This is a genomic window from Acinetobacter sp. 16 (assembly GCF_033439925.1).
GTDB classification, from domain to species: domain Bacteria; phylum Pseudomonadota; class Gammaproteobacteria; order Pseudomonadales; family Moraxellaceae; genus Acinetobacter; species Acinetobacter junii.
This window is the reverse complement of the sequence record NZ_CP137746.1, coordinates 2619428-2631073: the sequence shown is the minus strand read 5'-3', so window position 1 is coordinate 2631073 and position 11646 is coordinate 2619428. Positions and strand designations below refer to the sequence as shown.

Below are 11646 nucleotides of genomic sequence, written 5' to 3'. Positions count from 1 at the left end.
GAGAATAGCAGAATGGACCAAGCTAGTTTAGAGCATCGTCACCACCTGCTGTCGTCCAATGCGCTGCCAAGGCAAACCCTGGATCAGTGCCTGTAACTGTTCTGGGCTGAGGGCTACGCTTTCACCCTGGTGAACTTTAGCCCAGTGAAATTTTCCCTGTTCCAACCGCCGGGCACACAGCCAGATGCCCAGTCCATCATGTACCAGCACTTTCATGCGATGGCCACGTTTATTACAGAACAGGTAAGCACAATGCGGTTTGATGTAGCCAAAGGCTCTCACCACCTGAGCCATGGCCGTATCCATACCTGCACGCATGTCCATGGGCTGAGTAGACAACCAGATTTCATCGATACGGATCATGTTGTAAGTGCCTTGAGTAATTCTGCTAAAGCAGATATTTCTGATACTTGCCATTTCAAGCCAATTTCTGCTTTTGAGTGGGGTAAAGTAATTTGAACCGTTAACATGCCAGTAGGGATAGGATCTAATGGTGCGGAGCAAGATAAGGTAATAAATGCAGGTTTATTCGGTAGTAGTGAGCGATCATTCCCTGGCTTAGCATCAATTAAGCGAATCCATTTGGATACAAGATTTGTATTCAATCCATGTTGCAAAGCGACCGAAGCAATTGAAACCTCCGATGCTTTACACGCCTGAACGATCTGCTGTTTAAATTCAGCACTATATGTTCTTCGTTTTATCGTAAGAGATGCGATGGATGTCTGGTTATTTGTAGTCATAAATTTAAGTTCCCACTTGTTTTTAAGTCAGGACTAAATTAAGGCTTATAGGACGAATTCATAAGGTGTGTTCAGCGGACGCTTACGTTGAATTTGAGATTGTAGAAACTCGTCAAATGTCTTATGACTTTAAATTAGAGAATGGGGAAGAAAAAACCTATCACTATTGGCAAGCGATTTTTGCAGAGTAACTGAGTTGTCCTGATGCAGCATGTGCAACAGGACATACGTCTTCAAGATGGCTGATAGATCGCTGTTCCATATGCAAACACTTCAACCATCCCACCTTGCATACCGAGTTCAGTCGTGCTGAGACGAACCCCCATGATATGGCTAGCACCGATTGCATGTGCTTCTTGCTTGAGGCGGAGCATCGCTTCACGACGTGCACGTTCAACCACACTTTCATAACTGGTCAGGCGACCGCCGAAAAAGTTTTGAATATTGGCAAGTATGTATTTAAAGTAATCATGTGAGATGACGACATTGCTACTCACCAATTGCCCCTTTGCTGATGTTTCAACAAATCGATTGGTATCAATTCGAATATGGGCAAATTTTTTTTCTTTTTCATCTAGTTCACGTAAATGTTTTTGTTCGATATGACGACCAAATCCCCATCCGACTGAAAACAGAATCAAGAAAAGAATAACCTGAAAAATTAATCCACTCATAGACATGCCTAAGCGCTAAATGGATCAGGAAGTTTTGGTGTGATCGGCTGGACGACGACAGCTGTTCCATAGACAAAGAGTTCAGATGCACCTTGAGCGATATTTGAGGTCGAGAAACGAATACCGACGATAGCGTTGGCACCTAAAGCACGTGCTTTATCGATCATACGTTGTGTCGCTTCTTGGCGAGATTCTTCAAGCAACTCTGTATAGCCTGTTAGTTCACCACCAACAATGTTTTTTAATCCTGCCATAAGATCTCGACCAACATGTTTACTGCGTACCGTACTGCCGTAAACGACATCTAGCTGACGTAAAATCTCGTGACCAGGAACTGATTCTAAACTGCTTAATAACATAGCGTTTTTCTAAGTCTTTAATATTTCAGTATTGAAGATAAGAAATATTCCGCATGCATGCAATAAAAAAGCTCACCGAAGTGAGCTTTTTTATGACAAAGTTTTTTTTTATTGAGCGCTATTTTTTTCAGCGCTAGATGGTTGGCGTGCAATCGTCTCAGTTGAAGACACTTTAAGTCCACCACCTAAGGTTTTATAAAGCTCAACCTGATTATTTAAATCAGCTTGTTGCAATAATAATAAGCCTTGTTCTGCTGAATATGCTGAACGCTGAGCATCTAACACTGTTAAGTAGCTATCAATACCAGCACGGAAACGAGCATTTGATAGTTTATAAGTGGTGTTGGTGGCATCAACTAAGCGGCGTTGAGCACTCAAACGATCACCAATATTGGCACGAGTTGCTAAAGCATCATTCACTTCACGGAATGCAGATTGGACTGACTTTTCATAATTTGAAAGGGCAATCTTCTGATCTGTTTCAGAAATTTTGACATTCGCACGACGTGTACCCCAATCAAAGATTGGCATATCGATGCTCGGACCAATTGACCAAAGTGCGTTGCCAGATTTAAACAAATCACTTAAATCTGTTGATGCATAACCTGCTGAACCCGTCAAACTAATCGTTGGGAATAGTCGTGCTTTCGCAGCACCTATATTTGCACCCGCAGCACTCAGTTGATACTCAGCCATTTTGACGTCAGGACGATTATTCAACAAGTCACTTGGTAAGCCTGCAGTCAACACATTCTTTTGCGTGATACGAGCGACTTGTTGTTTTGGTAACAGGTTTTCAGGAACTGGTTGACCGACCAATAAATTCAACAAGTTTTGAGCTTGTGCAATCTGGGTTTTGTAGTTAGCTACATCGTTACGTGCAGTTTCAACTGAAATCTGAGCTTGACGCACAGGAATTTCACTATCAATTCCGACATCGAAACGCTTTTTGTTCAAGTTAAATGACTCTTGCTGTGCTTTGAGCGTTTGCTCTGCAAGTTTGAGTTGTGCACTGGCGAATGAATAATTCAACCATGCTTGTGTCACTTGACCAATTAAGCTGATCTGAGTCGCATCACGTGAACTTTGTGTCGCAAGATAACTATCTAAAGCAGCGTCTTTTAAGCTACGAACTCGACCCCAGAAATCTAACTCGTAAGCCGTTAAACCTAAGCCAACTTGGTAAGTCGAGTAGGGGTTGTTTGGATCACGTGATGGCGTGACTTGGCGAACCGCACTACCACTTGCCCCAATCGTTGGTAATTGGTTGTTTTCTGAAATTTGGTACTGCTGTTGCGCTTTTTGAATATTCAACGCCGCTGTACGCAAGTCACGGTTATTGGCAAGTGACATATCAATCACTTGTAATAAACGAGGGTCAGCAAAGAAGTCTTTGTAGCCTTGTTCTGCGATAGAAGTTCCAGAAGCATTACTATATGACGCAAAGCTTTCAGGAATCGCTGTGTTCACAACAGGCTCTGGCCCACGCATGCTTTGGCAGGCAGCCAAAGACAGCGCGAGTGCAGAGATTGCAATGCCACGACTGGAAATAGACCAAACAGTTTGCATCACGATCAATGCTCCTGAGTATTTAAAGTTTTAGGTTTGTACTTAAAGATACTACGAATCCACACGAAGAATACAGGGATGAAGAAGATACCTAAAAGTGTTGAGGAGATCACACCACCCAATACACCATAACCGACTGAGTGCTGGCTACCCGCACCCGCACCGCTTGCAAGCGCCAATGGCAAAACACCAAAGCCGAACGACAGTGTAGTCATGATAATTGGACGTAGACGCATTTTGGATGCATGCAGGGTTGCTTCAAATAACTCTTCGCCTTTTTCTTGCAGCTCTTTTGCAAACTCTACGATCAAGATCGCATTTCTTGCAGAAAGACCAATCACGGCTACGATTGCGACTTGGAAATAAATGTTAAAGGATAAGTTTGGATCACCTTTAATCAGCATACCTAACCATGTCAAGGCAAATGCACCGACGATACCTAAAGGTACAACCAGCAATACCGAAACAGGTACAGACCAGCTTTCATAGAGTGCAGCAAGACACAGGAATACGATTAATAATGAAAGAACAAGAAGAGGTGCTGTTTGGCTACCAGAATCACGTTCTTCTAAAGATAAACCTGTCCATTCATAGTCGAAACCTTGTAAGCCCATCGATGGTAACTTACCAATGATTTCTTCCATTGCCAACATTGCATCACCAGAGCTGACACCCGGTGCAGGCGTACCCTGAATGTTGACGGATGATACACCGTTATAACGTTCAAGACGTGGTGAACCATAGGTCCATTTGCCAGTTGCAAATGCAGAGAACGGAACCATTTCGCCTTTGTTGTTACGTACATACCACTGGTTGAGGTCTTCAGGCATCATACGGGCATTGGCTTCACCCTGCACATAGACTTTTTTCACGCGTCCACGATCAATGAAGTCATTGATGTATGAACCACCCCAGGCAATGCCCATGGTGCTGTTAATATCCGCGATACTGACACCCATTGCACCTGCTTGCGCTTGATCAATGGTGATCTGGTACTGTGGTGTATCCTCTTGACCATTTGGACGTACACCCGCAAGACGTTTGTCTTGTGATGCCATACCTAAAATCGCATTACGAGCAGCAATGAGTTTTTCATGCCCTTGACCGCTGGCATCTTTTAACTGGATATCGAAACCAGAAGCGACACCCAATTCAGGCATTGCGGGTAACTGCAATGGCATGATGTAAGACGCATCCTTGACAATCATGTTCAATGCCATACCACGTTGAATGATGGCACCGATTTGTGATTCTGGTGTCGTACGCTCACTCCAGTCTTTTAATTTAATAAAGGCAAGACCCGCGTTTTGACCCACCCCTGTGAATGAGAAGCCAGACACAGTAAAGATCGACTCTACATGCTCTTTTTCCTTATTCAAGAAATAGCCTGTCATGGTATCGATGACTTTGTCGGTTCGTTCCAAGCTCGCGCTCGGTGGTAACTGAACCAGTGTCATCACCACACCTTGGTCTTCTTCTGGTAAGAATGAAGATGGCAAAACTTTATAAATGCCAACCAAAGCGGCAATCACAACAATATAAAGTACCCCAGAGAATAACTTATGATGGGTCATACGGTTGACACCACCTTGATATTTCTCTGAAAGTTTTTCGAACCCACTATTAAAACCACGGAAGAAACGCGCAAAGATACTGTTGCTTTGTTCTTTGTTTGGATCGTGTTGTTTTAATAACGTTGCACAAAGGGCAGGGGTAAACGTTAACGCAACGATCAAAGATAAAATCATTGCCGTTACTAAAGTGATAGAGAATTGACGGTAAATTACACCAGTTGTCCCCCCGAAGAAGGCCATTGGTACGAATACCGCCGTTAATACACTAGTGATACCAATCAAAGCACCAGAAATTTGACCCATCGACTTTTCAGTAGCAGGTACAGGTTCAAGGTGTTCTTCTTGCATAACACGTTCGACGTTCTCGACGACTACAATCGCATCATCGACCAACAGACCAATCGCAAGCACCATTGCAAACATGGTGAGGGTGTTGATTGAGAAGCCAAACATATTGATTACGGCAAAAGTACCCAGTACCACCACAGGCACGGCCATAGTTGGAATAATGGTGGCACGCCAATTCTGTAAGAACAGGAACATCACAATAAAGACCAAAATGATCGCTTCAATTAAGGTTTTAACAACGCTCTTAATCGAAAGTTCAATAAATGGCGTGGTATCAAAGGCCAATTCATCCTTTAAACCCTCAGGGTAGTTAGGACGTAATTGCTTGAGACGTTCTTCCACAGCAGCAGCAGTATCTAGCGCATTTGCACCCGTCGCAAGTTTAATCGCGACACCGCCTGCAGGCTTACCGTTGAACTTTGAGTCAAATTGATAGTTATCTGAACCGAGTTCGACACGTGCAACATCACCCAAACGAACTTGTGCACCACCTGAGGTATTTTTCAGGAAGATGTTTTTAAACTGTTCAGGGGTTTGCAACATGGTTTGTGCATTTACCGTTGCGTTAAGAACTTGGCCTGCAGTTGATGGCGCACCACCGAGCTGACCCACCGCAACTTGCGAGTTTTGTGCACGAATAGCAGTTGCAACATCATTTGGCGTCAAGTTAAAGCTAGTCAGCTTTGCTGGATCTAACCAGATACGCATTGCATATGAACCACCAAATACTTGGAGTTCACCTACACCTGCCACACGACTCAGTGGCTCAGAAATATTTGAGTTCACATAATCTTTAATGTCAGAAGCAGAAAGGCTGTTATCTGGCGAATAAAATGCAATAACTTGCAAGAAGCTTGCACCAGACTTGGTCACTCTTACACCTTGACGTTGTACGTCAGCAGGTAACAGTGCTGTTGCTGATTGCAGTTTGTTTTGAACTTGTACTTGGGCGATATCTGGATCGACACCTTGTTCGAAGTTTAAGTTGATCGATGCTTGACCATTACCCGCACTGTTTGAAGAGATATAACGCAAACCATCCAAACCATTCATTTGCTGTTCAATGATTTGAGTAACCGTATTCTCAACAGTCTGAGCTGAAGCACCTGGATATGTTGCAGAAATTGTCACCGTAGGCGGTGCAATCGTTGGGTATTGCGCAACTGGCATTTTGGTGAGGGTGAGAATACCCGCCAGCATAATCACCAACGCAATCACCCATGCAAAAATTGGGCGATGGATAAAAAATTGAGCCATGCAATCTACCCCTTAAGCTTGTGAAGTAGCTTTTTGTTCAGTCGCTTGAGCTTCTGATGCTGGTGCTTGTTTTGCATCACCCGATTTTGCTGGTGCGGCAGGTGCGGCTTGCGGAGCAGCGCCTTGCGGTTGATATGGCTTAGCAACCACTTGCTGATCAGGTTTTACTTTAGCAACACCTTCTACGATCACTTTATCGCCAGTTTGCAGACCTTCAGTCACAATCCAGTTGCTGCCTTGCGTACCGACAGTGGTCACAGGACGCTGTTCAACGATACCTTTAGCATTCACAATCATCGCCATTGCCTGACCTGTTGGGGTGCGGCTAATCGCAGCTTGTGGAATCAATATTGCGTTAGGAATCACACCTTGCACAATTTGCGCAGTGGCAAACATACCAGGTAATAACAAGTGATTTGGATTTGGGAAAACGGCACGTAAAGTGACTGATCCTGTTTCAGGGTTAACACTCGCACCAGAGAATGCGAGTTGTCCTTCGATAGGATAATCTGAACCATCTTCAAGTGTGAGTTTGACGCGCGTATTATTACTACTATCTAAACTACCTTTACTCAACTGCTGACGTAAACGGAGCATTTCAGCACTTGATTGATTGATATCTACATAGATTGGATCAAGTTGTTGGATTGTCACCAACGGATCTGCTTGGTTTGCAGTAACTAAAGCACCAGAAGTTACCGAAGAACGACTAGATTGCCCTGAGATTGGTGCGCGAACAGTTGAATAACCTAAAGTAATTTCAGCATTTTTCAATGCTGCCTGAGCTGCAGCTACATCAGCTTCAGCCAATTTTACTTGAGCATTAATATCATCATATTCTTGTTTAGAAACGGCGTTAGTACCAACCAATTGGCGATAACGATTTTCTTTCACACGCAATGCATTTAAATTAGCTTGCTGACGCAATAAAGCTGCACGAGCATTGTCAGCAGTTGCACGGTTGGTATTAGCATCTATTTGATAAAGCGCTTGACCTGCTTCGACATAACTGCCTTCAGCAAATAAACGCTTTAAAATAACGCCTCCCGTTTGTGGACGAACTTCTGATATTTGATACGCAGAAGTGCGCCCAGAAAGTTCAACATTTTGTTCAACACTTTGTGGTTGAGCAACGATAACACCAACTTCTGGAGGCGGCATTTTTTGAGCAGCAGCAGCTTGCTGTTCATCTTTAGGATCTTTGCTACAACCAACAAGCGCAATGCTTGTTGCTAATGCGCAAGCAGTGAGGGCAGGTGCCCAAAGCTTAGCCGACATCATTGTTCCACCTCAATTTAGATTTTTTATCTAAAAACAAATTGTTGCTGAAATTGCTTTGATACAGCCAAAACCAAAGCAACGAAGTCAAAATCAACCCAATACCCCAACCAGCCAATACATCAGTTGGGTAATGAACCCCTGCATAAACTCTAGATATCCCCATGATTATTAACCATAAAACAGATACTAAAACGATACTGGAACGATATTTGTGCTGTTGTGATAGCAACAGAACTAAACTCGATAGGGTTGCAGCATACAGGCTATGGGCACTTGGGAAGGATGCTCCATAACTTTGAACTAAATGATAAAACGCCAATGGTCTTGGTCGATCAATGCCCCATTTCAGAAGCCAACCAATCACAATGCTACCGATCACGCTCAGGGCGACAAATATGACCTTTTTATAGTTTTTCTTTCGAATTTGATGGATACAAAAAAACGACGTTAAAACCAGTAAAAAGGGCATGCCTCCTAGGCGAGAAAACAGAACGGCTACGTGGTTAAGCGCAAACGAACGGTGTTCAAATAGCATTTGAACACCTCTAAGGTCTAAATTTGATATGCTTGGAGAAAACAGCCCAATCACACCGATTATCAAAAAAATGCAACCAATACAAAGCAGTAGGTACGGCATGCGAACCTCATTATTTGCTTAACCATTGTTCAGGGTTATATAATGTTTGAAAGTGTACTTTCGAGTACACTTTTGGTCAAGTCTTGAAATTTTATGATAATTTCATTTTCAGATTTTTTTAAGGTTCAGTAAAAAAACATAACAAAAATTGATTAATGTCTCACTTTTTGTTCACTTGATGCATCATCATCTACTTCGATTGGTTGTTTTGGTGGCCAAAAGAAATCACTTGGTCGTGTTAAGAAGTGGGTGAGTACCAATTTTGCCAATGGTTTCCATTGTGCGAAACGTACTCGACGAGCGCGCAAAGCAACAATAATAGTCAGAGTAAAGCTAACAAATAGGTTGGTTAAACCAATAAGCATGACACCAAGAAACGATACAAGGATTAGACCAATATCAGGTGATCCACTAATAGTCATTAAGCCTTGTATAAAATTTGCAGATGCAAAGGCAATGTGACGAATATCTAGTGGTAAGCCTAGAATAAAACCAATGGTTCCCATACTTCCAAGCATGATACCGAACAAGAAGTTACCAGCTAAAGCACCTAAGTTGGTTTCGATATAATTAGCAAACTTATCCAGTCTTTCTTGTCCCATTAAACGTTTCAAACGAAGATGCTGTTTTAAACGAGGACCTACCTTTCGATATACGGCTAGGTTATCGAAATATCCTGCAAGTAAACCTGATAAAAATAAGCACACACCAGCAATTGCTGCATGTGGAACGGCCAAAGAAGTGAATGGATTTAAGGAGTGCAGTGTTTTACTTGCTTTAACAGGTGAAAGCAAAGGTTCATGTAAGTTGTATTGCCATAAGAAAGTAATAAGTGCAGCTACTGGAATCGCAATCGAAATATTGCCGAGGATAGCCACAAATTGAGTACGAATAATATTAATAATTAAAGCTGCGAGTTCAGCAATTTGTGCTGTTTTACTACCTTTTTGATGTTGCACTGTTGCTGCGAGAGCAGCAGCTGTCATTGCTGGTTGTTTAGTTGCAACTGTGAAATGCAGCACATGAATCAGCATAAAACCCAACGCATAGTTCATGCTATATAGAAATGCATGTCCAAATGGGGCCAAGACCAAACGCGCTGTCAGTATTTTTAAGGTTGCCATGGTCGCAATAATTGCACCTGCACCCGCAGCAGCCTTATACATTCCCCAAAAGCCAGCTTTGTCAGTACTTACATAATGTTCGCCTGTCTTACTTGCATTCTCAGTAACCTGTAACGCAATTAACTCACTGGTAGAACTCAGTAAGTGACGCACACTTTTTTCATCATAATTCGCTTGAGTTAGATCTGTGATTAACTCACCCAATGATCGGTATCGAATTTCATTTTTGCTGACCAATAAACTAAGCAATAATTCAATTCGATCAAGCGCTTGTTCCAAAAGCGAGAGTAAATAAGTCAAACTGATACTTACACCAATACGCTTGGTTGCTCTGCGGATTTTGAGTACAACTTCGCGACATTGATCCAGCATAACAAATGCTTGTGATGCATCAGGAGGCGGGAGAACTACAATGCTATCTTGATCTTCGATCTGCTTTTTATACTTCTCAATAAATTCGACAATTTCTCGGTTTTGAACCAGAAAAGGAGATTCGTATTCAATAATGTCAGGTAAGGCATTAATAAACTCAGGATATAAGCCAATGCCACTGATTCGATATGAAAGAACAGTAATCGCTTTTATTAATTCATTTTTAGAATAGAGTTTTTCTTTACTATTGCTATGACTTTCACTGATTAGGCTAAATAAACGAATCCAATCTTGCGTATCAATTAAAGCTAACCAATCGCTATCAGTTTCTTGGTGAAAAACTTTACCCACTAATGTTCTGAGTTGCTGACCATCTTCAATTAAAGGAAGAAAATGAGCGCCTAATCGTTGGCTTAACTGGTTCCAAAAGCCATCCAAAGAGAGAATCCCACTGTCGGCATACAAGCTAATTTGTTTATATTGGCTAATCAGACGCAATAAAAAGTTTTGAAGCAAAATGGAGGATGCAGGAGTGAGTAATAAAATCCTAACCAATGCATCAATACGTGATTTTACTTCATTGGCATCGTTAGGATCAGCTGGTCGTATACGATTGACCAGTTCAATAATTAGGTTTTCGTCAAGAGCAGCTTGAGGTAGTTCAAGCTGTTCCTGCATTTTTAAAAATAAATCAGATAAATTTAAATGCATAGGCAATTAGAACATCATTGGAGTCGGTGTAAGGCCATTAAGGTCAAATTGATCAGTGCTTGTCGATATTCATTATCAGGTAAGGCTTTTAAAGCCTCTAATGCGCCATCCGTTTCTTGTTGGGCACGCTTTTGGCAATATTCGATTGCGCCCGAGTTATGCACGATTTGAATAACTTTATCTAGATGCTCGATACCACCAGTGGCGATACTACGACGAATAATCTCATGTTCTTCACCCGTCGAATGAGCAAATGCTGAAATTAACGGTAAAGTAGGTTTACCTTCCATCAAATCATCACCAATATTTTTACCTAATGTTTCAGCATCAGATGTGTAATCCAAAATATCATCAATAATTTGAAAGGCATTTCCAAAATGACCAGCGAAGCGACGAAGAGGTTCACGGTACTCTTCTGTACCTGCCAAAATAGCTGCACCTTCAGTAGCAAGTTCAAACAAACGAGATGTTTTACCATGAATAATGCGCAAATATGTTTCTTCGGTTGTTTCAGGTTGATGCTGAGATTGAAGTTGTAAAACCTCACCTTCAGCAATTTCACATGTGCCCGTAGAGAAATCTTTTAATAGTGTGATGTTATTTAAATCAACCAATAGATCAAATGAACGTGCTATTAAGAAATCACCCACCAAAACAGCAGTTTGATTGTTCCACGTTGCATTTGCTGTTGGGCGACCACGGCGGAGGTTTGATTCATCGACTACATCATCATGCACTAAAGTTGCGGTATGAAGCATTTCAATGATGGCAGCTAAATGTTGTGCTTGCTGCATATTTGCTAATCCACAAGCTTTTGCAGCCAGTAAGCACATGATTGGACGCATACGCTTCCCGCCAGCTTCTACGACGTGTTTGCTTACAGACATGACTAAGCCAACTTTAGAGCTAATTCCTTCATTGATCAGGTAATCCATCGCAGCAAAATCTGTCGCAACAGGGGAAAGAACGTCTTGCTTAAAATCGATAACCATATGAA

10 protein-coding genes and 1 pseudogene are annotated in these 11646 nt (G+C 42.2%); 1 reads left to right on the top strand and 10 read right to left on the bottom strand.

What is annotated here, in order from left to right; genetic code table 11:
* Nucleotides 1–27: 27 nt before the first annotated feature.
* Together tnpB and tnpA are read right to left on the bottom strand one after the other, a co-directional pair.
* A complete protein-coding gene (tnpB, locus tag R2H34_RS12720; RefSeq protein WP_004642106.1) occupies nt 28–363 on the bottom strand; it encodes an IS66 family insertion sequence element accessory protein TnpB in 336 nt (111 codons plus the stop codon).
* Nucleotides 360–743, bottom strand: a complete 384-nt coding sequence (gene tnpA / locus R2H34_RS12715) for an IS66-like element accessory protein TnpA (RefSeq protein WP_004684363.1) — start codon at nt 741–743, stop codon at nt 360–362. Before tnpA ends, tnpB begins: the two co-directional genes overlap by 4 nt.
* An 86-nt stretch (nt 744–829) precedes the next feature.
* Here tnpA and R2H34_RS12710 point away from each other — a divergent pair.
* Nucleotides 830–934, top strand: a pseudogene (locus tag R2H34_RS12710) (ATP-binding protein); the annotation flags it as partial.
* 42 nt (nt 935–976) lie between these two features.
* Here R2H34_RS12710 and R2H34_RS12705 read toward each other — a convergent pair.
* The 8 genes from R2H34_RS12705 to sdsA all read right to left on the bottom strand — a co-directional run bounded on the left by R2H34_RS12705 (nt 977) and on the right by sdsA (nt 11641).
* Nucleotides 977–1417: a YbjQ family protein gene (locus R2H34_RS12705; RefSeq protein WP_004908459.1), complete on the bottom strand. Its 441-nt coding sequence runs from the start codon at nt 1415–1417 to the stop codon at nt 977–979.
* A gap of 8 nt (nt 1418–1425) precedes the next feature.
* Nucleotides 1426–1776 carry a YbjQ family protein gene (locus tag R2H34_RS12700; protein ID WP_004908457.1) on the bottom strand — a complete coding sequence of 117 codons (351 nt, stop codon included), beginning with the start codon at nt 1774–1776 and terminating at the stop codon, nt 1426–1428.
* Between the two features lie 108 nt (nt 1777–1884).
* Nucleotides 1885–3345 carry a multidrug efflux RND transporter AdeIJK outer membrane channel subunit AdeK gene (gene adeK / locus R2H34_RS12695; RefSeq protein ID WP_280094915.1) on the bottom strand — a complete coding sequence of 487 codons (1461 nt, stop codon included), beginning with the start codon at nt 3343–3345 and terminating at the stop codon, nt 1885–1887.
* Nucleotides 3346–3350: 5 nt separating this feature from the next.
* Nucleotides 3351–6524, bottom strand: a complete 3174-nt coding sequence (locus tag R2H34_RS12690) for an efflux RND transporter permease subunit (protein WP_282896652.1) — start codon at nt 6522–6524, stop codon at nt 3351–3353.
* Between the two features lie 12 nt (nt 6525–6536).
* Complete coding sequence (locus R2H34_RS12685) at nt 6537–7805, bottom strand: efflux RND transporter periplasmic adaptor subunit (RefSeq protein ID WP_282896651.1); 1269 nt, start codon at nt 7803–7805, stop codon at nt 6537–6539.
* Nucleotides 7792–8442, bottom strand: a complete 651-nt coding sequence (locus R2H34_RS12680) for a phosphatase PAP2 family protein (protein ID WP_004908447.1) — start codon at nt 8440–8442, stop codon at nt 7792–7794. Before R2H34_RS12680 ends, R2H34_RS12685 begins: the two co-directional genes overlap by 14 nt.
* A 152-nt stretch (nt 8443–8594) precedes the next feature.
* Nucleotides 8595–10649 (bottom strand): site-specific recombinase, encoded by a 2055-nt coding sequence (locus tag R2H34_RS12675; RefSeq protein WP_004908444.1) that lies wholly within the window; start codon nt 10647–10649, stop codon nt 8595–8597.
* 14 nt (nt 10650–10663) lie between these two features.
* Nucleotides 10664–11641: an All-trans-nonaprenyl-diphosphate synthase gene (gene sdsA, locus R2H34_RS12670; RefSeq protein ID WP_282896650.1), complete on the bottom strand. Its 978-nt coding sequence runs from the start codon at nt 11639–11641 to the stop codon at nt 10664–10666.
* Between the last annotated feature and the right edge of the window lie 5 nt (nt 11642–11646).

Coding starts and splice junctions, on each gene's coding strand:
- tnpB (WP_004642106.1), bottom strand. CDS start 363: ATGATCCGTATCGATGAAATCTGGTTGTCTACTCAGCCCATGGACATG.
- tnpA (WP_004684363.1), bottom strand. CDS start 743: ATGACTACAAATAACCAGACATCCATCGCATCTCTTACGATAAAACGA.
- R2H34_RS12705 (WP_004908459.1), bottom strand. CDS start 1,417: ATGAGTGGATTAATTTTTCAGGTTATTCTTTTCTTGATTCTGTTTTCA.
- R2H34_RS12700 (WP_004908457.1), bottom strand. CDS start 1,776: ATGTTATTAAGCAGTTTAGAATCAGTTCCTGGTCACGAGATTTTACGT.
- adeK (WP_280094915.1), bottom strand. CDS start 3,345: ATGCAAACTGTTTGGTCTATTTCCAGTCGTGGCATTGCAATCTCTGCA.
- R2H34_RS12690 (WP_282896652.1), bottom strand. CDS start 6,524: ATGGCTCAATTTTTTATCCATCGCCCAATTTTTGCATGGGTGATTGCG.
- R2H34_RS12685 (WP_282896651.1), bottom strand. CDS start 7,805: ATGATGTCGGCTAAGCTTTGGGCACCTGCCCTCACTGCTTGCGCATTA.
- R2H34_RS12680 (WP_004908447.1), bottom strand. CDS start 8,442: ATGCCGTACCTACTGCTTTGTATTGGTTGCATTTTTTTGATAATCGGT.
- R2H34_RS12675 (WP_004908444.1), bottom strand. CDS start 10,649: ATGCATTTAAATTTATCTGATTTATTTTTAAAAATGCAGGAACAGCTT.
- sdsA (WP_282896650.1), bottom strand. CDS start 11,641: ATGGTTATCGATTTTAAGCAAGACGTTCTTTCCCCTGTTGCGACAGAT.